The sequence below is a fragment of the Hymenobacter lucidus genome (assembly GCF_020447265.1).
Lineage (GTDB): Bacteria > Bacteroidota > Bacteroidia > Cytophagales > Hymenobacteraceae > Hymenobacter > Hymenobacter lucidus.
The window spans coordinates 613,719-633,526 of sequence record NZ_JAJADR010000002.1; the positions used below are offsets into that span (position 1 = coordinate 613,719).

Sequence of the window (19,808 nt, forward strand, 5' to 3'; positions counted from 1 at the left end):
GATAGAAACTGGTAATTCACTTGTCGAATATTGATTTCTTCTTATAATTAATAGCACAAATCAATTTAAACTTTTTATATTCACCCACTCCCTATCTGAAACTCGTGCTCTATGAAGATTAGCTGTTTGCTGCTCGACGATGATCCGCTGGTGCTGGATTTGCTGCAAGCCTATGTGGCCATGACCGACGTGCTGGATGTGAAAGCCGCGTTTACCGACCCCCTGGACGCGCACCGCTACCTGATGCACAACGACGTGCAGGTTTTGTTCTCGGATGTGACCATGCCGCATCTCAGCGGCCTGGACCTCGTCCGGTCCCTGCAGCACCCGCCGCTGGTGGTTTTGATGACGTCCTATCCGCAATATGCCATGGAGGGCTTCAATCTGGACGTTATCGACTTCCTGCTAAAACCCATTTCGCTCGACCGGTTTCTGAAAGCCGTGAACAAGATTGCGGGCATTCTGCGCACCAATATGTCGGAGAATGACGGCAACCAGGATATTCTCTCGGGCTGGGGCTCGTTCTTTATTCGCACCGATGCCCAGTTTGTGCGCCTCCATTACCGTGAAGTGCTTTATATAGAAGCCCTGAAGGATTTCACCAAAATCAACACTGCCGATGGCCGCACCCACCTCACGCTGGTCAACCTCAAGAATATTGAGGAGCAGCTGCCGCCCGGCCTGTTTGTGCGTACGCACCGCTCCTACCTGGTCAACACAGCCCGGATTGAGGCCGTCAGCAACTTAGAAGTAAAAGTTGGCGGCCACTCGCTGCCGCTGGGGCAAACGTACCGGGAACGGGTGACGGAGCGTATTGTGAACCGCTCCCTTATTCGACGGCAGCAGCCGCAGTAAGGTAGGCTTCCGGGGCATCGGCCGCCTGCGGCGCGGCGGCCGGCAGTGTAAATGTAAACGTGGTGCCCTGCCCCGGCAGGCTGATAAACGTGAGGTGTCCGCCGTTGCGCTCCACAAAATCCCGGCACAGCTGCAGGCCCAGGCCGGTACCCTTCTCGCGGGCCGTGCCCAGTGTGGAAAACGGCCCGGCCTTGCCGAATACCTTGTCATGGTCGGCGGCCTGAATACCGATACCGGTATCGTGAACCGCCACGGACCACAGCGTACCACGAGGCGTCGCGGTTACTGTAACGGTGCCGCCTTCGGGTGTAAACTTAATGGCATTGCCCAGCAGATTGCGCAGCACCAGCCGTATCATGTTTACATCGGCCCGCACCGGTGTAGGCACCGGTAGCTGGTTGAGCAGCAGAATACTTTTACGCTCCGCGTCGCCCAGCAACAGCGCCACTGCTTCTTCCGCCAGCACATCGAGTCGCAGTTTCTCGGGCCGGATCTTGTCGTCCTTCATCTGCGCCGCCGACCAGTTCAGCAGGTTATCGAGCAGTAGTAGGGTGTTGTTTAGCCCCCGAGTGAGGCGCGCCGAGTGCAGCGCCAGCCGCTCAGGCGGCAGTGACCCCATATTTACTAAGCTAAGCAGCGAATAGAGCGAGCTGAGCGGGCTGCGCAGATCGTGGGAAATAACTGAAAACAGCGTGTCCTTGGTACGATTGAGCCGGCCCAACTCTTCCTTCTGCCGATTGATGGCGGCATTCTTCCGTTCCAGGAGCTTATTGACGCGCCCCTGCTGTTTCCAGCCGCGGTATAGCACACCCACCAGCACAAGCAACAGCAGCGCCCCGGTGGCCAGGGCATTACGCAAAAGCTTCTGCCGGTAAAGCTTGGCATCCTGAATCTGCCGGTCCTTTATCAGCAGCTGAATTTCACGCTCTTTTTTTTCGGTTTCGTAACGGGTGCGCAGCTCGGCAACCTGAGCCAAACGCTCTTCCGCAAATGCGCTGTCTTGCAGGCCCGCAAACCGCGTCAACGCTTCCAATGACTGCCGGTAGCGCCCCATGCGCCGGTAATTATCGGCCAACGCATGATACACGGCGCTTAGTTGGGCCTTCGAACCACTGCTCCGGGCCAGGGGTAGGCTGCGCCGCAATACCTGCTCGGCCGAAAACCAGCTTCCCAGTGAGTCGTGGGCGGCAGCCATCCGCTGGTAGAGGAGCAGATGCTGCAGCGCGGAAGCCGACTGGGGGAAAACATGCTCGGCTTGGTTGAAGCTCCGCAGCGCCGCTTCCGCGTTGCCAATACTCAGGTATACTTGCCCGATACCAGCCAGACTTTCACTCCGGGGCAAACTATCGGTGGGCGCGGCGGCCCGCAAGGCTTGGTGCAAATAATACAAAGCCCGGCTATACTGCTGCTGCTGCGCATAAACGGCACCTATAGCAGTGAGTGTAGCAGCCACCTGCCCCGAATCGGCTCTATGCTGCCACTGTTCCAGAGCCCGGGCCTGGCTGGATAAGGCCTGTCCCCACTTACGTTGCTGAGCGTAAAGCTGCCCTAAACTGCCCTGCACCCGGGCCACCCCTGCCGGATGGCGCAGCTGGGTGAAGCCCTTCAAAGCCGCCTGATACTGCTGGTAGGCCTGCCCGGTGTCGCCCTGACTAAATAGCGCCCTACCCAGATACAGCTGATCCACGGTAGCATTGCGCGTGTTGCGCAGTTGCCTGTGCAACCGCAGCGCCACCCGGAAATGCTGCACGGCCTGCAGGTAGTGGTGCAAGTCTTGGTGAGCAGAGGCAATGATGCGGTGGCCCAGAGCCTGTCTGCGGTAGTCTTTGGCCGTTTTAGCCTCGTGCAGGAGCTGTTGCCCATACTGCAGCCGCGCCTCCGGATGGAGAGGAACGGGTCGGTTGGTCAGGGCAATTTCATCTTCCCAGACTTCCAAAGTTAGCGGTAACGTGGTTGCACTGGCCGGGACGTGCACGGAAGTGGCCAGCAACAAAGCAGCCAATAATAGTATCAGAAAAGACCGAGGTTTCGCACAGGGGCGAAAGAGACGCGTCATAACGATTCAGGCAGCTCAACACTATGTTGGGCTGCCTGAATATAGTCACATTCCAGGTTTAAATTTACCGGTGAAATCGTTTTATCCGGGTTATTCAGGTTACCGTTGAGCTTACCCAAGCCTATTGCCCGGCTTCCTTGGTGCGCCACAGCCGCCACCACGGCAAATATGGCTGGTCGTGGTGCTCGTAGTGGTAGCCAAAGAAATAGCAACTCACAAATGCCCACAGGTGATGCCGTAGCTGGGTGCGTGACTTGTGCGGATTGTCGGCAGCATGCTCGCCCCGGTGCGGCAGGTAAGTGCCAAAGAAAAACAGCTGCACGGTAGCCAGCACCGCCGGCACCATCCAGAAAGCAATAATATTGGCCACCGGAAACGCCAGCTGCAGTAGGTTGTAGGTCAGCGCCATTAGGGCTATCTGCCACCACGTTACGTAGTTCAGGGCGAAGCGCAGCAGCCAGGGCAGAAAGCCCGTGTGCTGGCCGTCGTGAAAATCGGGGTCAGCGTCGGTGGCTACGTGCTGGTGGTGCTGATGGTGGCGGGGCAGCAGGCGTGGGTACCAGTTGTAGGCAAACAGAAAGGCGGCCAGCGCCCCGATTCTGTTGTTCAGCCGCTTGTTGGCACTTACCACACCGTGCATCGCATCGTGGGCCGTAATGAACAGGCCGGTATAGAGGTGAGTTTGGACCAACGCCAGCAGATAGGGCCAGGGCGTGTGCCAATCGGGCCGGTAGAAAGCCAACAGAAATGTGAGTAGCAGTGCCCAGAGCCCCAAAATACTCAGCGCAATACCAACTCCCGCGTAGCCAAGCGGCAACGGCTTCACCCGGACGGGCAACGAAGAAGCGGATAGGTTTTGCGTTTGGGTTAGCGGCATACGGTGTAACTACTTGGAACGGGCTAACAGCCAGCACGGCCGCAAAATTCACAATTTCCTTACTTCTCCCCTACCCTCACATGGCCAGCAGCGCGTCGCGCACGTCTTCCATCAGCCACATCGGCGTGCTGGTGGCGCCGCAGATGCCGACCGACTGCCCGGGCTGAAACTGGCTGGCGCACAGCTCCCCTACCTTGGAAATAAAGTGGGTTCGGGGATTAGTGTCCTTACAGACCTGGTAGAGCACCTTACCATTGCTGCTTTTGGTGCCCGACACAAAGACAATCTGGTCGTATTGGGCCGCGAATTTGCGCAGATCTTTGTCGCGGTTGCTCACCTGCCGGCAAATCGTGTCGTTGGCATTCACGGCGTAGCCCCGGTGCTCCAGCTCGCCCTTGATGCGGTAGAAGCTGTCGGTGCTCTTGGTGGTCTGGCTGTAGAGGGTAATGTTGGCCGGCAACTCGTGGCTGAGCAACTCGTCGAGGCTTTCAAACACGACGGCGTTGCCGCTGGTCTGGCCCAGCAGGCCACGTACTTCAGCGTGACCGTGCTTGCCGTAGATGAATATCTGCTCCTTTTTGTCGTAGCTGGTCTTGATGCGGTTCTGCAGCTTCAGCACCACCGGGCAGGAGGCATCAATCAGCGTCAAGTCGTTCTGCAGCGCGGTTTGGTAAGTGCTGGGCGGCTCACCGTGGGCCCGGATCAGCACTTTCTCGTCGCGCAGCCGGTCGAAGGTGTCGTAATCGATGATGCGCAGGCCGCGCTGCTCGAGGCGCTCCACTTCCTCGTCGTTGTGCACAATGTCGCCGAGGCAATACAGGTAGCCCTGCTCTTCCAGGATATCTTCCGCCATCTGAATGGCATAGATGACGCCGAAACAGAAGCCGGAATTAGGATCAATACGGACGCTCAGGTGGTGCGGCATAGCTCGGAAACCAAGGAAGCGGGCGGAAAGTTGTGGTTAGGCTTGGCGGAAGCAGAAGGTACGCAATCCAAGTCAGAAGCGGTTTTTACGGGCCTGTTGGCTGATGCGGCAAACAGGCGGTATGAAAATCGGCAGTTAGGCACAAACACGACCTTGTACCCAAGGCATTAACCTATCTTATAGGTATTTAGTTTACTGCTACCAATACTCATGAAAATCGTTTTTGTTTTACTTTTCACCATAAAAAGTTAAACAAAAATTTCGATTAGAACAAAAGAGCCGCGCTGTTGGGCAGCGCGGCTCCGTTAGTTAAAGCCAAGGTTAGAGCAGTTTAGCTGCCAATGCGACCCAACTGGTGGGCTTCGGCCTCGCTCACATGGCCGCGGCCCACCAGAAAGCCCCGCACAGTTTCGAAGGCTTCGGTATCAAGGCCCGACTTAGGGTGCTTCAGTAGAGTCTGCACCAGCAGCTGCCGGTCTTCGTCGATGTGCTGGCTCAGGCCCAAAAACGCGGGCAGGTTGGTTTCGACGCTGAAGCGCAGGAAGCGGACTTCAGCGTTGTTGGGGTCGAGAGCTACGGCCTGGTCGAAGGTACGGCTAGCGGCCTGCACGTAGCCAAGCTTGTTGAACATCGACGCGTCGCGGGCCCGAATGGCTTCGGCAGCACCTTTGTAGCCCAGCACTACGGCGTCTTTATCGTTGTAGTCGGCCATGAGCTTGTAGAACTTTTCACCGGCGGCTTTGTCGGCGGCGGCTTGCTCGTAGTGGCGGCGGAGGGTAGGCAGGTGGTAGGGCGAAGTGGCGGGCACGGCGGAAATAAGGGAGAAAAGCGGAAAAAGGAAAAGCAGAATACGCTTCACAGACGGCGGGGTTCGTGGTCAGATGGCCCGAAGGCGGTAGCGAAAGTACGAGCCCATGAGCAACAAAAGTTTCGTGTTGTCGGGCACGCGCACCCGCTCACCCAATATTCGTGCCGCCGGCAGCTGCCGAATCTTGTGAAAAAGTTTGAGGTAATACACGTAGGCCAGGTACACGCCCAGCCGCGCCGCCCGCGGCAGCTGCACGATGCCAGCGTAGCCCGCCTCGAAGTCGGCCCGGATGTCGGCCTCGATTTCGCGCTTCACCGCGTCATCAAACCGCTCGTAGCTCACTCCGGGGAAATATACGCGGCCCCGCTCCTCGTAGTCGGAGCGGATGTCGCGCAGGAAATTCACCTTCTGAAAGGCCGACCCCAGCCGCCGGGCAGGCTCTTGGAGCTTCTCAAAAAGCGCCGCGTCGCCTTCGCAGAAGATACGCAGGCACATGAGGCCCACCACTTCGGCCGAGCCGTAAATGTACTCCTCGTACATCGACTGGTGGTAGCTGCGGTCTTCCAGGTCCATTTCCATGCTCTTCAGGAAGGCGTCGATAAACTCCCGGTCGATGCCGTAGCGGCGCACCATGAGCTGAAAGGAGTGCAGCACCGGGTTCAAGCTCAGCCCGCCGGCCAGCGCCTCATCGGTCTGCCGCCGGAAATCGGCAAACAGCGCGGCTTTATCATAGTCGTGAAAGGTGTCCACGATTTCATCGGCCCAGCGCACGAAGCCATACACGGCGTACACCGGCAGGTGAAAGCGCGGGTCGAGCGTGCGGATGCCCAGCGTGAAGGACGTGCTGTAGCGTTTGGTAATCAGCTTGCTACACGCCAGACTGGTTTGATCGAAGAGGGCAACGTGGTCCATGTTTCTTTGAATTAAGAATTATGAGTCATGAAGTATGAATTGAGAATCGACCTAGAAGAGGCGCCAACTCTTAATTCAGAATTCTCAACTCACAATTCATAATTATTACTTCTTAATCCGGTTCTCTTTCTCGACTTCCTTCGCCACCACCTGGCCCGAGATAAGCGAGGGGGGCACGCCGGGTCCCGGCACCGTAAGCTGACCGGTAAAATACAGATTACTAACCTTTTTACTTTTCAGCGTGGGCTTCAGAATGGCCGTTTGGCGCAGCGTGTTGGCCAGACCGTAGGCATTGCCCTTGTAGCTGTGGTAGTCGGCCACGAAGTCGCGGTGGGCGTAGCTGCGCTTGTATACTACAAAGTCACGGATATTCTCGCCCACGTGGCGCTCCAACCGGTCCATCATCTGGTGGTAATACCGCTCCCGGGTTTCTTCGGGGTCATCCAGGTCGGGGGCCACGGGCATGAGCAGAAACAGATTTTCGCAGCCTTCGGGCGCCACTGTGGGGTCGGTCTGAGATGGGGCCGAAACGTAGAACAGCGGCTTGCTGGGCCACTGCGGCTGCTCGTAAATCTCGTGGGCGTGCTGCTCGAAGTCCTCGTCGAAAAACAGGTTGTGGTGGCGCAGCTTGGGCAGGCGCTTGCTTATGCCCAGGTAAAACAGCAGCGACGACGGGGCCATGGTGCGCGAGTTCCAGTAAGCCTCGTCGTAGTGCCGGTGCTGGGGCGGCAGCAGGTGCTGCTCGGCGTGGTGGTAATCGGCGCCGGCAATTACGACGTCGGCCGGGCGGAAGCCAGCAGCCGTTTGCACGCCGGTGGCACGGCCGTTTTCCACCGTTATCTGCTGCACTTCCTGGCCGTATTCGAGCGTGACGCCCTGTTCCTGCGCCAGTTGCACCATACCGCGCACAATCTGGTGCATGCCGCCTTTGGGGTACCAGGTGCCCAGCGCGAGGTCGGCGTAGTTCATGAGCGAATACAGGGCCGGGGTATTTTCGGACGTGGCGCCCAGAAACAGAATCGGAAACTCGACCAGCTGGAGCAGCTTAGGATTCTTGAAAAAGCGGCGCACGTGCTTGTGCATACTCTGCAGCACATCCAGGCGCAGGGCATCAACGAGCAGGCGCGGGTCGGCAAACTCCAGCAGGGAGCGGCCGGGCATGTGCACGAATTTGTTGATGCCGACCTCGTACTTATAGGCCGCCTGCCGCAGAAACTCGTCGAGCCTAGCGGCGCTACCTGGCTCGTAGTGCTCGAAGAGCTGACGCAGTTCGGCCATTTTCGCCGGAATATCCACGGCATCGTTTGCCCCAAAAATCACCTGGTACGAGGGGTCGAGGCGCACCAACTCGTAGTAGTCGGACACTTTTCGGCCGAAGCGGGCAAAGTATTGTTCAAACACTTCGGGCATCCAGTACCAGCTCGGGCCCATGTCGAAGGTGAAGCCCTGGGCCTGAAAAACCCGGGCCCGGCCGCCCGGGCCGTCGTTCTTTTCGAGAATCGTGACGCGGTAGCCGCGCTGGGCCAGGGAAGTGGCTGCCGAGAGGCCGGCAAAGCCCGCCCCGATGACCAGGACGTGTTGGGAAGCAGCAGGGGAAGTCAATAGTGCGGGGAGAAGTTGGCAGCAAGCTACAAACCCACTCCCGACTTTGTTTTGCCCAACGGCTTTTGGCAGCAGACTTCCGCCGGCAATTCCAGTTGTTTGGCCATCAGCAAAAGTCTACTTCATTTTACATCAAACACTTAATAATCAAGAAGCAACAAGGATAATAATCCACATTCAAAAGTCCCTCAAAATCCAAAACTGGTATTAATCTGGCTGCAATTGTCTGCACATTTCCTTCACTAACGGCCTTTGGCCTCTACTTCACTCCGCCGACAACTCACCAGCATATGCAACGCCGCCTCTTTCTGCGCAGTTTGTCTTTAGGAGCCGCTACGGTCCTGCTGCAGCCTTGGGCGGCATTCGGAAAGCCCCAGGCGGCCACTCCGGCCGACGCACGGCAGCGTTGGGGTGAGCTGCTGGAGTATGCCCGCTGGTCGCCGAGCCCGCACAACGTGCAGCCCTGGAAAGTAAAAGTGGTGTCGGCCACCGAGGCGCAGGTTTTCTACGACCCAGCCCGCCTGCTCCCCCATACTGACCCAACCTCCCGCTTCACCATTGCCGGGCTGGGCATGTTCATCGAGTGCCTGCGCGTGGCCGCTCTGCCGCTAGGCTTTGACCTCACGGCCCACCACGAGCCGGAAACCCGCCTGAGCTACTCGGCCCGGGAGCTGCGGCTTTTCGCCACGCTACAGCTCACTGCTACTACCGGCGCACCAACGGCCGTTGTCGTGGACCGGGAGCTGATCCGGCAGCGCAAAACTTCCCGCCTGCACTACAGCAGCCGCCCGATTCCGGTGGCGGTGCAGCAACGGCTGGCGGCGCTGGCCGCCGCTTACGGGCACACGCTCACCTTCACCGTTGAGCCCGCCACGGTGAATTTTATCCTGGATCTGAACCGCGAAACCCTTTTTACCGACCTCGACGATGTGCCGGTTCGCACCGAGCTGGCCCGCTGGATTCGCACCAGCCCCGAGCAGGCGCGGGAGCGGAAAGATGGCCTCTGGAGCCACTGTATGGGCTTTCCGGGCCGGCTGATGCACAACTTCTTCTTTCATAGTGAGCGGTTCAAGAGTGCCTGGAAACGCCAGGTGTTAGGCAAGGTGTATCGGCACTCCATGCACGGCACCACCACGGTAGCCTGGCTGCAGGGCCCCTTCGGCGGACGGGCCGACTGGGTGCAGGCCGGCACGATGCTGCAGCAGCTCTGGCTCGAAATGACCCGCCACGATCTGTATATGCACCCTTTCGGCTCGGTGGTGACCAATGCCGGGGCCTACGAAAAATTTTGCCAGAGAATAGCACAGCCGGCCTCGGCTGAACCCATGTGGCTGCTGGTGCGCCTGGGCTATAGCCAGGAGCCCCCGCGCAGCCTACGCCTGACCGTCAACGATATCCTTATTTAACTCAAGCTCATGAAAACCCTCGTCGTTTTGTTCGTTGTATACGTGCTGCGCCTGTGGCGCAAGGCGCTAGAGCTAGATTACGGCACCATGAAGCTGCTGTTTTTGCCGCACATGGAGGCAGTACGCTGGAATATTGGCAAGATGAAAGCCCTGGCCGTGTTCTGGATGGCCCGTCGGCAGGCCCCGGCTTACCAGCAGTTTCTGCGCGACCATCACACCCGCTCACCCCGTCTGCACGGCCTCATTCCCGACCTGAGCTCATTGCCCATCATGGACAAAGAAAACTACGTGAAGCGGTATTCACTGGGCGAGCGGTGCCTGGGCGGCAAGGTGCCTGGCCACGGCATCATCATCGACGAGTCGTCGGGGAGTAGCGGGGTGCCCACCAACTGGGTGCGGGGCACGGCCGAGCGACGGGCCAACAAGCGGATGCTGGAATTCGGCCTGTTCCACCTCATCGGGCCCGGCCCCTACTTCCTTATCAACGCTTTTGCCCTGGGGCCCTGGGCCACGGGCATCAACATCACCATGTCATTTGCCGATCTGGCCGTTATGAAATCGTTGGGGCCCGACGCGCAGAAAATCATCAACACGCTGCACTCTTTCGGACCCGACCAGCACTACGTTATCATGGGCTACCCGCCGTTTCTCAAGCAGCTCGTGGATGCGGCCCCGCTCGACTGGCGCAGCTACAACGTAACGATGATCTACGGCGGCGAAGGCATGAGCGAAGCCATGCGCGACTACCTGCTGGCCAAAGGCATCCGGAAAGTGTACGGCTCGTTCGGGGCCTCCGACCTGGAGCTGAACATTTCCAGTGAAAACGACTTCACCATTGCCCTGCGCAAAGCCGTGCTGAGCCGCCCCGAGCTGGCCGCCCGCCTCGTGAAATACCCCGGGGCCACGCCCGTCATCTTTCAGTTCAACCCCGCCGACTTCTACCTGGAGGAAACCGCCGCTGGCGAGTTGCTGGTCACGCTGTGCCGCCCCTACTACCTGGCTCCCAAAATCCGCTACAACATCCACGACCGGGGCCAGGTCATCCGGTTTTCGGAGCTGAAGCGCATCCTGGCCGACTGTGGCCTGACGCCCGATGATATTGCTCCCGGCTACAGCGAGTTGCCCCTGCTGCTCCACTACGGCCGCGCCGACATGACGGTAGCCTTTTACGGCTCCAAAATAGCCCCCGCCGACTTGCAGGAAGCCCTCATGAGCACCCCAGCTCTGGCTAGCCGGGTGCAATCCTTCACCATGTTTACCTCCGAAGACGAAGCCGCCAACAAGAGCCTGCGCATCTGTATGGAACTGGCCCAGGGCCAGAGTATAGCGGATCTTGACGCGGAAAGTGCCAGCCCAGCATTCTTTGAGGAGCTACAGCGCATCAACCAGGACTTCCGCGAGTCGTGGCGGATGCTGCCGGTTGGGCAACGGCCGGAGCTAACCTTCTACTCCTTCCAAACGGGCCCATTTGCCGACAGTGATATGCGCATCAAGCAACAGTACATTCACTCGGAGCCACTGTCGGCGGTACCGGCCAAAGCAATATCCCCGCGCCGCGCCACTACCCGCCTGGTGGCCCGGCCCAGCACCCGGCGCTTTAATCTATTTGACCTATAAAAAAATTACGGGCCGCCGGCAGCGCAGCAAGTGCTACGCTACCGGCGGCCCGCATTACGCCCGGGCGTTGTGTATTCTCCCTATCCCTAGACGCCGGGGGCGTAAACCTTCAGAGCGTCCTTAAGCTCTTTGCGGGCAATATGAATGCGGTTTTTAACCGTACCAATCGGAATCTGCAGCTTTTCGGCTATTTCAAGATACTTATAGCCAATGTAATACATCATAAACGGCGTACGGTAATCAGCGGAAAGACTAGCAATGGCCTCGTTGATGTCCGTTACCACAAAGTCGGAAGTGGCCCCGTTGTGGGTAATATAGTTTTCGTCGGTGTTGAAATACTGGAAATACTCGGTGCTATCAATATTGCTATTGCGCTTGGTAATCTTATTATAGTTGTTGATGAAGGTGTTGCGCATGATGGTGTACAACCACGCCTTCAAGTTGGTGCCCGTCTTAAACTTGTCCTTGTTCAGCATGGCTTTGAGCAAGGTTTCCTGCACTAGGTCCTTGGCATCGTCCGCGTCGCGGGTCAGGTTCATGGCCACGGGCTTCAGGGAGTAGGAAATCTTCTGTACTTGATCGGTGAATTCCAAAGAGGTCATACTGTTTAGCTTTTCGTGGCAAAAGATTAAACAAATATACGGGAAGATTCGACTATTGGTCAGCCTAGATAAGAATTTTTCTTAACTAGCCTTAAGTCGTATGTCGGTACATTGATTACCCGGCCAAGGTACGAACCACTTAATGGGTAGCAGACCTTTGCCCCATAAATTCGGCTTGCCTCCTGTTTCGGAAGTCAAACCCCGGTTTTCGCCCGTTGAAACTCCGAGCCGGAACTGGCTGAAAACAAGCACGCAGCCTGTTGGGGCTGCGTGCTTGTGGGGCTATAAAGGCCATAATTTTTTACTATACCTGCGGCTGTAGCTCATCGGCAAAAGCTAGAAAGTCGGTCATCAGTCGGGGATTCACGGCATTAGCAGGCAAGCTCAGTTTCTGGCAGCTCATCAGCGGACCGTAGAATACCAGCGTAGCATCGGCACACCGCTCGGCCAAGGTATTGATATAGCTTTGCACTTGGCACCGCTCCGGCACAGCCGTTAGCACAGTGCCGATGGCATGCGGCTGATACACCTTGCACACAGCTTGTAGCTCGTTTTCCGGCATGTTTTGGCCCAGGTACAGCACATGGTGCCCCCTGGCGCGCAAGGCGTAGTTCATAAACAGTAGCGCCAGCTCATGTAGCTCGCCCTCGGGCAGAAACAGCACCCAGCGCCGTGACTCCCCCGGTAACACCGGCGTCAGGGTGTCGGTGGCGGCCACTATTTTCTGCCGGATCAGGTTGCTGACCAAGTGTTCCTGAGCTGGATTTATGCTGCCCGTTTGCCACAGCACCCCGATGCGCTGCAGAAATGGGTAAGCCACGCGCATCACCGTTTCCTCGAAGCCTAATTGCCGGATGGCGCCGTTCAGCAGCTTGTTGAGCCGGGGCTCATCCATTTCCAGCGTAGCGGCCAGCAGCGCGCTGATCTGGCGGGCGTAGTCGTGGGGGTCTTCGCAGCAGGAAATAACGGCCGAGGCTAGCTCCTGCTCCGTGAGCTGCGCCACCTTCGAAATCCGGTGGCCCTGGCCGCACAGCGTGGCTACGTTGAGTAGCCGTCGCAGGTCATTGTCGCAGTAAGTGCGAATGTTGGTAGTGGTGCGCACGGGCTGCAGAATGCCGTAGCGCTGCTCCCACATCCGGATGGTATGCGCCTTGATGCCGGAAATGCTTTCCAGGTCGCTGATTGAAAACTGTCCCACGGTGCCTGTTCTACTATTTCGGTGATGCGGATACGTTCCGGCGCGGCCGACTCGGGGCTGCCTTGCGGCGAGCCAGCTCCAGGTATTTGGGCGACACCCAAAGCATGCCAAACTCCTCGGAACCGTCGCGGCCGGTAGTTTTGTGGTGCATCTTGTGAGCCATATTCAGGGCCCGTAGGTACTTATTCCCCGATTTGCGCCAGAAGCGCAGCCGCCCGTGAATCAGCACGTCGTGCACGAAAAAATACACGGTGCCATAGGCAGCAATGCCAATACCGACCCAGAAAGGCCAGCTCTTCTCGGCCGAGCCGTACATGATGCCGGCCATGGATAAGGCTCCGTAGAAGAGAAAAAAGAAGTCGTTGCGCTCGAAGTGGTGCGGATGGCGCACATGGTGCGAGCGGTGCAGAAACCACAGCGCGCCGTGCAGCACGTACTTGTGCATAAACCACGCGACAAACTCCATTCCCAGAAAAGTAGCCGTCGTGATGGCCACGGCTGCCAGCGTAGTCATGTGAGAAAGTTGAGTGGGTTAGAAATGGGTTGAAGTTCTGCTTATTTGAAAGACAAAGCAGTACAAAGGCAAAAATGTTCTGACTTCACAGCCAGAACATTTCTACAAAATCAGTCGGCTCAGGTTTTTACCCGGATTCTTAGCTGGTGCTTACACAGCGCGACGCGCTTAATTATCCCAGGTGATTTTCTCCTTATTAAGAAAAGCGGCAATGCCGCGGCGGCAATCGAGGGAGCCGCGGGCTTCGGCATTCATCTGAGCGGCGTAGCGCAGGCTGTCTTCTAAGGGCATTTCGGGGATACGGGCCAGCATTTCCTTGGTCAGCTCCATGCTTTGCCCGGAGTTTTCGACGCAAAGGCGGCGGGCAAACTGGTACACCTGCTCGGCCAGCTCTTCTTTGGACACCAGAAAGTTAACCAGCCCAAAGTCGGCGGCCAGCTGGGCCGAGATGACGTCGCCGGTGAGCAGCAACTGCTTGGTGCGGGCCTCCCCTATCTTGCGCACCAGAAACACGCTGACAATGGCGGGCAAAAAGCCGATTTTCACTTCGGTGTAGCCAAACTTGGCCTCGGGCACAGCAAAAGCAAAGTCGCAGATAGTGGCCAGCCCGCAGCCGCCGGCCAGCGCGTGGCCCTGCACTTCACCGATAACGACCTTCTTGAGGGTGTAAATCTGGTGAAAGAGCTGCATCAGATGCGTCGAGTCAGCCAGGTTATCGGTGTAGCCAAAGCCCTGCAGCTCCTGAATGTAGCCCAGGTCGGCGCCGGCGCAGAATACGGCTCCTTCGGCCCGCAGCACGATGACTTTGCACAGCTCATCTTCTTCGGCAAACTCGAAAGCCTCCTTCAGCTCCGACACCACGTCGTAGCTGAGGGCATTGCGCTTGTCGGGGCGGTTGAGGGTGATGTAGCCGATGGCGTCGCGCGTTTCGTAGCGGATGTAACGCAGAGCTTCTAGCTCCTGAGTAGGCATATTATCCATGACGGGGTCGTTGCAAGGCGGTGAGAGGCAGAGCGATGCGCAAGGAAAGTAAGCGGCGTATCGCATGAATGGCGTTCGAGTGGGCTTAAACCAAACGTAACAAAAATGGTGCTCTAAATAAACTATATAGCGAGTAACGAGCCTATTCGGTTTCGACTAGTGCGGCTGTAGAGCCCGTGAGTGGGCGGGGCCGGATGATGAACGCGCCTTTACTGGTAACATCATGCGTCTGAAAGCCAGCAGCTTGCAGCAGCGAATCTTGCCGCAGCACGTACCACGATTTGCAGGAGGAATCGAAAATAACCTTCGCTTTTTTTCCGAACAGCTGAGCTAACTCATTGGGTTTCACCCAGGCATTGCGCCGCAGCACAATTACATCGACGGGGCTGGCAGCCTTAGCATCATCCACCTTGCCAGCTACAAAAGCCAGCCGGATGCCGCGCCACACCGCTACGGCTACGTGGGGCGTGGGCTGAGCCGTGGGCATGGGCGCCTGCTGCCAGCCGGTGTGGTAAACCACCTGCCGGGCCTCGCGCTGAATAATGCCGGGCACGATGCGGTAGGTACGCTCGGTTTCAGAGAGCGGCAGCGAATCGACGGTGACGATATGAGCCGCCGCGCCCTGCCAGAACCCGCACACCGAGCGGCGCGGAATACTATAGATGACCAGCTCTTCATTGGTAGTGAGGGCGCGGGCGGCCCACACGCGGCTACCGGCAAGCAAGGCCATGAGCGTGCAGGCCACGCCCAACCACGGCAGCCGCTTGACGGCCACAAACGTGAGCAGCGCCAGGATGATACCGAAAATAAGCCAGGCCTGGGGTGGGGTAACGTGCACGTTTTTGATGAGGGCCTCGGGCATGGTGCGGCCAATCCAGAAGATGTATTCGTTGAAGGCAAGAATCATCTTCTCGAAAACCCAGGCAATACTTTGGGGCAGCCAGTCGAGAACGTTCAGCACCGTAGCCGGCACAAACAACCCGATGCACGCTACTACCCCTTTGGCCGCCAGCAAGGCAATGCCCACGTACACCGCCACCGAGGAAATGGGCACGGCCACCAGGTTGGAGGCCAGAAAGCTGAGCGGAAACTGATGAAAGTAAAACAAGCCCAGCGGGAACGTGGCCACCTGCGCCGCCAACGACAGCGCCGTAGCCTGCCATATCCAGTCGGCCACCCAACCGGCCGCTTTCCAGGATTTCTGCACCGCTTTCGGCTGCCACGGGCGGATGCGGTCGGCGGCTTTATCCTTGAAATCGAACCAGGCGGCAATTTGGGGCTGGAGGTACACGATACTAAGTACAGCCAGAAAGCTGAGCTGAAAGCCCACATCGGCCAGCAGATACGGGTCGTAGCAGAGCAGGCAAAAGGCGGCTACGGCCAGCGTGTTGTACATATTGCTCTGCCGGCCGGTAGCCCTGGCCACAATAATAAAGCTGAACATGACGGCCGCCCGCAGCACTGAAGCCGACAGGCCCGTCAGAAAAGCATAGCTCCAGATGACGGCCAGCCCCACACCCGCCGACCAGAACCGGAAGCCCGGCGTGGCGCCAAAAAACCGCTTCAGGCTAACCGTCACGAGGGTGAAGAGCAACCCTACCTGCAGGCCCGAAACGGCCATGATATGCGTCGTGCCCGTGTTAGCGTAGGCCTGCTTGGTATCCTGATCCACTTCATCCTTGATGCCCAGCACCAGGGCCGAGGCCAGGGCATATTCCCGTTTTTCCTTTACGTACTGTCTAAAAACGCCATCCAGCACCCGGGCCGCCCGCATACTGACGGCCTTCAGATAGCTCGGCGGCTGAACGTCCAGCAGGCGGTACTGGTCGGCGTGAATGAACTGCTGGTGATACACCTGGTGGTAGCCCAGGTAGCGGCGGTAGTCAAACTCGCCGGGGTTGAGCGGGGCTTTAGCCGGCGCGGGTCCGCCACGCACCAGCCAGACGTCGCCGTAGCGGGGCGCGGCCACGCCCGAGTCGCGCGGTACCGACACCCGAATACCACCCAACGCCACCCGCCACTGCCCCGCAATGCGCACCGCCGACACGCGCACGGTGGTAGCGTACGTAGCGGGCCGCACCACGGTATAGTCGTCTACCACGGCGCGGTAGAACTCGATGGGGCCGCTCAATTGGCTCAGGTGCTGGGGCTGGCGCTTTTCGGTGGCCTGCTGGGTGAGCGTGAGACCGGCCACGAACAGGCACAGCATAGCTAGCAGCCCCGCCGCATCCGTTGGGCCGGGCGTGGGCTGACGGTTGGCCCAGGTTTGCACTCCAATAAACAGCAGCGTGAGACTCGCCAGCGCCCAGCGCAGATCCGGTAACTCAGCGCCGAAGTAGAGGTAGGTCAGCACGCCGGCGGCCAAGGCCAGAAACAGGCGTACAAAGGCATAGGGTGCCCATTGTATCATAACGGAATAGCAGAGTAACTAACAATAATGCTTAACGCACCAAGTATACTCAAACTAATCCGCAGTTAGTAGCCCCGCTTGCTGATACGCGGAACTGTTACAACCCAAGGTCGCGAAAAAGCCACATCATTGCCGACAGAGGTATCAGAATAGTAACCGCCAGCAGAAAGAACCAGGTAGCCGCAGTGGTTTTGCCAACCTCTCCTTCCCGCCTGATAATCTGGTGAGCCGTCAAAGCTAGTAGCAGCACCTGGCCAATAATGCCAGCTAGAGCGCTCAGGCCATACACCGGCACCAGGAAGAAAGCGTCCACCACTGGCAGCCACGTAGTTAGCCCGCGCTTTACGGTGCTGGCCAGGTCCTCAGGCATTGCCCTGCGGCTTGCTCCACACCATCTTAAAATGCTCAATGTCGCACTCCGTAAACTGGTCCCCGACTTTGCTGAAGCCGTGCCGCTCGTAGAACGGAATGGCCCGCAGCTGGGCGTTCAGGTACACAGTGGCTTCGGGGTGTTTCTGCTGCACATCGAGTAGCACCCGTTTCAGCAGCACGCTGCCCACGGCTTGGTTGCGAAACTCCTGGAGCACGGCAAACCGCTCTAGTTTCACCCCATTCTCAGTGGTGCGCCAGCGGGCGGCGCCGCAGGGCGTGCCGTCGGCGGCGCGGGCCAGGTAGTGGCGGGCATCGGTCCGGTCGTGAAGGTCGTATTCGGCGTCGGCGGGCACGCCCTGCTCGTGCACGAATACGGTTTCACGGATGGTAAAGGCGGCGTCAAGGTCGCGCAGGTCGGAAACGGGTTCAGCGGTAATCATAAGTGACAAGGCCTGGGGGCAGGCAGGTAAGTGACATACAAAGTAAGGCCAGCGGCCGGGAAACAAAAGAACCACCCGCAACGCAGGTGGTTCGTTCTTTACTACTCGAAACGGCCAGCTTACAGCTGCTGCTCGTGGTTGACGGGCAGGTTACTCATGCCGTCATCCTCGGGGCGGGCGTCGGGGTGACGGGCCGGGTCGGGCGCCTGGATGGGGCCCGAGCGGTAGGGCCGGGCCTCGCGCACGGGCCGGTTGGCCTGGTCACGCTGCTCCTTGATGTCGTGGCGGTCGTAGGCCACCACGATTTCCTTTACCAGGCGGTGGCGCACCACGTCGTCGGCCGTCATTTCCACGAAGCCGATGCCGCGCACATCCTTGAGGATGTCCAGGGCCTGCATCAAACCTGATTTCTGCTTGGTGGGCAAATCAATCTGGCTTCGGTCACCGTTCACCATCACCTTCGCCATGGGGCCCATGCGGGTCAGAAACATCTTCAGCTGCGAAGGCGTAGTGTTTTGGGCCTCGTCGAGCAGCACGAAGGCGTTGTTGAGCGTACGGCCGCGCATGTAGGCCAGCGGGGCAATTTCGATGATCTTGTTTTCCTGGTAGAACTTCAGCTTTTCCGGCGGAATCATGTCTTCCAGCGCGTCGTAAATCGGGCGCAGATACGGGTCAACCTTTTCCTTCATGTCGCCCGGCAAAAAGCCCAGGCTTTCACCGGCTTCTACCACCGGGCGGGAGATGATGATCTTCTTGACCTCCTTATTTTTCAACGCCCGCACGGCCAGGGCCACCGAAATGTAGGTTTTGCCGGTACCGGCCGGCCCGAGGGCAAAGACCAGGTCGTTTTTCATGACGGCATCCACCAGCTTCTGCTGGTTGGGCGTTTTGGCCTTGATAACGCCGCCCTTGGCCCCGAACACGATAACGTCGGCGGGCGAGGTCATGGCAATCTGCCGCTCTTCCAGCTCGTCGTCAGCCGAGGCCAGGTACTGGGAAACGGTTTTGTCGGTGATTTGTCCGAATTGGTGATAATGCTCGATTAGGGACGACAGGATTTCGTTGATCCTGGCAATTACGGACGTCTGTCCCTGAATCTTGATTTCGTTGCCTCGCGAAATGATTTTGCTGCCGGGAAAGGCCGCGGCCAGCTGGCGGATGTTCTGGTTGTCGGGTCCAAGGAATTCGACAAGAGAGACGTTTTCGAGCGTGATGATTTTCTCGACCAAACTGTAGTTGCTTTTAAGCTGAGAGAGTTAGAGAATGATGATGGCAAAAGGGCGGCTGGTTCCGCCCAAATCGCCTACTTTTGCCGCCCCTAAAGCAGGGTAAACAATAGTACGAATAACTGAGAAATTCCGGCATGGGGCTGATTACGTTTCTGTCCGACTTTGGCTACCGCGACCATTACGTGGCCGCCGTGAAAGCACGGATTATGCAGCTGGCGCCCACCCAACCGGTTCTGGACATCAGCCACGCTGTCGAACCCTTTAACATCGCGCACGCCCTTCACGTTCTCGATTCCGTATTTCGAGACTTTCCCAAGGGCACGGTGCACCTCATCGGAGTGAACGACCACGGCGGCAGCAAGGGCAGCTGGCAGGCGGCGCTCTTCGAGGACCATTATTTCGTGGCGGCCAACAACGGCCTGCTGGCATTGCTCACCGATGGCAAGGCCGATGAAATAGTGAAGCTGCCCGCGCCGTCTACCTCCTCGCCTACCCGCGACATACTGGCCCCGGCCGCCGTGCATCTGGCCCAGGGCGGCCTGCTCACCGACCTCGGCCCCGCCGCCACCGACTCCTACCAGCTTCTGAACCGGCAGCTGCGCCTGCAGGACAACCGCATCACCGGCCACGTCATCCACGTCGACCACTACGGCAACCTGATTACCAACATCAGCCGCACGGCCCTGGAGGTTATCGGCCGCAACCGGCCCTGCACCATTCACTTCGCCCGCGAAACCGTGCGCGACATTGTCCCTCACTTCCAGGCCGCCGACCCTGGTGACGCAGTCTGCATCTTCAACAGCCAGGGCCGCCTGTGCATCGGCGTCAACCAGGGCAACGCTGCCGAGCTGCTGGGTCTCTACTTCGATTCACAGGTCGATATCCGCTTCCCGGCGGAAGGCTAAGCCGTTGGCTTTTGTCGGCAAAAACCCGTTTATTGAGCTGGAAACAGGCTTTATTAATCGTTTATTTATTATGTTAAGTAATTAAGGTCATTCTGTCAG

The 19,808-nt window shown here is 58.3% G+C and carries 18 protein-coding genes; 4 read left to right on the plus strand and 14 right to left on the minus strand.

The window, feature by feature from the left end; genetic code table 11:
* Positions 1–111 precede the first annotated feature (111 nt).
* Positions 112–855, plus strand: coding sequence for a LytR/AlgR family response regulator transcription factor (locus LGH74_RS09360; RefSeq protein ID WP_226174984.1), 744 nt, complete (start codon positions 112–114; stop codon positions 853–855).
* On the opposite strand, the gene LGH74_RS09365 is transcribed toward LGH74_RS09360, so the two are convergent.
* From LGH74_RS09365 to LGH74_RS09390, 6 genes are all read right to left on the minus strand, one after another.
* Positions 830–2,791, minus strand: a complete 1,962-nt coding sequence (locus tag LGH74_RS09365; RefSeq protein WP_226174985.1) for an ATP-binding protein — start codon at positions 2,789–2,791, stop codon at positions 830–832. The genes LGH74_RS09360 and LGH74_RS09365 overlap by 26 nt on opposite strands.
* A gap of 241 nt (positions 2,792–3,032) precedes the next feature.
* Positions 3,033–3,788, minus strand: coding sequence for a fatty acid desaturase (locus tag LGH74_RS09370; protein ID WP_226174988.1), 756 nt, complete (start codon positions 3,786–3,788; stop codon positions 3,033–3,035).
* A 76-nt stretch (positions 3,789–3,864) separates the two neighbouring features.
* Positions 3,865–4,713 carry a 4-hydroxy-3-methylbut-2-enyl diphosphate reductase gene (locus tag LGH74_RS09375; RefSeq protein WP_226174989.1) on the minus strand — a complete coding sequence of 283 codons (849 nt, stop codon included), beginning with the start codon at positions 4,711–4,713 and terminating at the stop codon, positions 3,865–3,867.
* Between the two features lie 331 nt (positions 4,714–5,044).
* The gene (locus LGH74_RS09380; RefSeq protein WP_226174991.1) at positions 5,045–5,572 is read right to left on the minus strand and encodes a hypothetical protein; all 528 of its coding nucleotides are present in this window, start codon (positions 5,570–5,572) and stop codon (positions 5,045–5,047) included.
* 18 nt (positions 5,573–5,590) lie between these two features.
* The gene (locus tag LGH74_RS09385; protein WP_226174993.1) at positions 5,591–6,433 is read right to left on the minus strand and encodes a phytoene/squalene synthase family protein; all 843 of its coding nucleotides are present in this window, start codon (positions 6,431–6,433) and stop codon (positions 5,591–5,593) included.
* Between the two features lie 105 nt (positions 6,434–6,538).
* A complete protein-coding gene (locus LGH74_RS09390) occupies positions 6,539–8,035 on the minus strand; it encodes a phytoene desaturase family protein (RefSeq protein WP_226174995.1) in 1,497 nt (498 codons plus the stop codon).
* 290 nt (positions 8,036–8,325) lie between these two features.
* Here LGH74_RS09390 and LGH74_RS09395 point away from each other — a divergent pair, with 290 nt between their 5' ends.
* Both LGH74_RS09395 and LGH74_RS09400 read left to right on the plus strand, forming a co-directional pair.
* Positions 8,326–9,441: a hypothetical protein gene (locus LGH74_RS09395; RefSeq protein WP_226174997.1), complete on the plus strand. Its 1,116-nt coding sequence runs from the start codon at positions 8,326–8,328 to the stop codon at positions 9,439–9,441.
* 9 nt (positions 9,442–9,450) lie between these two features.
* Positions 9,451–11,058, plus strand: coding sequence for a phenylacetate--CoA ligase family protein (locus LGH74_RS09400; protein ID WP_226174998.1), 1,608 nt, complete (start codon positions 9,451–9,453; stop codon positions 11,056–11,058).
* A gap of 86 nt (positions 11,059–11,144) precedes the next feature.
* Here the strand turns inward: LGH74_RS09400 and LGH74_RS09405 are convergent, their stop codons facing one another.
* From LGH74_RS09405 to LGH74_RS09440, 8 genes are all read right to left on the minus strand, one after another.
* On the minus strand, positions 11,145–11,660 hold the full coding sequence (locus LGH74_RS09405; RefSeq protein WP_226175000.1) for a sigma-70 family RNA polymerase sigma factor: 516 nt from the start codon (positions 11,658–11,660) through the stop codon (positions 11,145–11,147).
* Positions 11,661–11,964: 304 nt separating this feature from the next.
* On the minus strand, positions 11,965–12,858 hold the full coding sequence (locus tag LGH74_RS09410; protein ID WP_226175002.1) for a MerR family transcriptional regulator: 894 nt from the start codon (positions 12,856–12,858) through the stop codon (positions 11,965–11,967).
* Between the two features lie 13 nt (positions 12,859–12,871).
* Positions 12,872–13,372, minus strand: coding sequence for a sterol desaturase family protein (locus LGH74_RS09415; protein ID WP_226175004.1), 501 nt, complete (start codon positions 13,370–13,372; stop codon positions 12,872–12,874).
* A 168-nt stretch (positions 13,373–13,540) separates the two neighbouring features.
* Positions 13,541–14,353, minus strand: a complete 813-nt coding sequence (locus LGH74_RS09420; RefSeq protein ID WP_226175006.1) for an enoyl-CoA hydratase/isomerase family protein — start codon at positions 14,351–14,353, stop codon at positions 13,541–13,543.
* Positions 14,354–14,495: 142 nt separating this feature from the next.
* Positions 14,496–16,763, minus strand: coding sequence for a ComEC/Rec2 family competence protein (locus LGH74_RS09425; RefSeq protein WP_226175008.1), 2,268 nt, complete (start codon positions 16,761–16,763; stop codon positions 14,496–14,498).
* 97 nt (positions 16,764–16,860) lie between these two features.
* Positions 16,861–17,133 (minus strand): hypothetical protein, encoded by a 273-nt coding sequence (locus LGH74_RS09430; RefSeq protein WP_226175010.1) that lies wholly within the window; start codon positions 17,131–17,133, stop codon positions 16,861–16,863.
* Positions 17,126–17,575 (minus strand): GNAT family N-acetyltransferase, encoded by a 450-nt coding sequence (locus LGH74_RS09435; protein WP_226175012.1) that lies wholly within the window; start codon positions 17,573–17,575, stop codon positions 17,126–17,128. Before LGH74_RS09435 ends, LGH74_RS09430 begins: the two co-directional genes overlap by 8 nt.
* A 119-nt stretch (positions 17,576–17,694) precedes the next feature.
* Positions 17,695–18,804 carry a PhoH family protein gene (locus LGH74_RS09440; protein WP_226175013.1) on the minus strand — a complete coding sequence of 370 codons (1,110 nt, stop codon included), beginning with the start codon at positions 18,802–18,804 and terminating at the stop codon, positions 17,695–17,697.
* Between the two features lie 134 nt (positions 18,805–18,938).
* Between LGH74_RS09440 and LGH74_RS09445 the strand changes: the two genes are divergently transcribed.
* Positions 18,939–19,709 carry an SAM hydrolase/SAM-dependent halogenase family protein gene (locus tag LGH74_RS09445; protein ID WP_226175015.1) on the plus strand — a complete coding sequence of 257 codons (771 nt, stop codon included), beginning with the start codon at positions 18,939–18,941 and terminating at the stop codon, positions 19,707–19,709.
* Positions 19,710–19,808: the final 99 nt, after the last annotated feature.

What these genes read in the sequence shown, in the direction of transcription:
- LGH74_RS09360 (WP_226174984.1), top strand. Translation starts at nt 112, where the DNA reads ATGAAGATTAGCTGTTTGCTGCTCGACGATGATCCGCTGGTGCTGGAT.
- LGH74_RS09370 (WP_226174988.1), bottom strand. Translation starts at nt 3,788, where the DNA reads ATGCCGCTAACCCAAACGCAAAACCTATCCGCTTCTTCGTTGCCCGTC.
- LGH74_RS09375 (WP_226174989.1), bottom strand. Translation starts at nt 4,713, where the DNA reads ATGCCGCACCACCTGAGCGTCCGTATTGATCCTAATTCCGGCTTCTGT.
- LGH74_RS09385 (WP_226174993.1), bottom strand. Translation starts at nt 6,433, where the DNA reads ATGGACCACGTTGCCCTCTTCGATCAAACCAGTCTGGCGTGTAGCAAG.
- LGH74_RS09395 (WP_226174997.1), top strand. Translation starts at nt 8,326, where the DNA reads ATGCAACGCCGCCTCTTTCTGCGCAGTTTGTCTTTAGGAGCCGCTACG.
- LGH74_RS09400 (WP_226174998.1), top strand. Translation starts at nt 9,451, where the DNA reads ATGAAAACCCTCGTCGTTTTGTTCGTTGTATACGTGCTGCGCCTGTGG.
- LGH74_RS09405 (WP_226175000.1), bottom strand. Translation starts at nt 11,660, where the DNA reads ATGACCTCTTTGGAATTCACCGATCAAGTACAGAAGATTTCCTACTCC.
- LGH74_RS09415 (WP_226175004.1), bottom strand. Translation starts at nt 13,372, where the DNA reads ATGACTACGCTGGCAGCCGTGGCCATCACGACGGCTACTTTTCTGGGA.
- LGH74_RS09420 (WP_226175006.1), bottom strand. Translation starts at nt 14,353, where the DNA reads ATGGATAATATGCCTACTCAGGAGCTAGAAGCTCTGCGTTACATCCGC.
- LGH74_RS09425 (WP_226175008.1), bottom strand. Translation starts at nt 16,763, where the DNA reads ATGATACAATGGGCACCCTATGCCTTTGTACGCCTGTTTCTGGCCTTG.
- LGH74_RS09430 (WP_226175010.1), bottom strand. Translation starts at nt 17,133, where the DNA reads ATGCCTGAGGACCTGGCCAGCACCGTAAAGCGCGGGCTAACTACGTGG.
- LGH74_RS09435 (WP_226175012.1), bottom strand. Translation starts at nt 17,575, where the DNA reads ATGATTACCGCTGAACCCGTTTCCGACCTGCGCGACCTTGACGCCGCC.
- LGH74_RS09445 (WP_226175015.1), top strand. Translation starts at nt 18,939, where the DNA reads ATGGGGCTGATTACGTTTCTGTCCGACTTTGGCTACCGCGACCATTAC.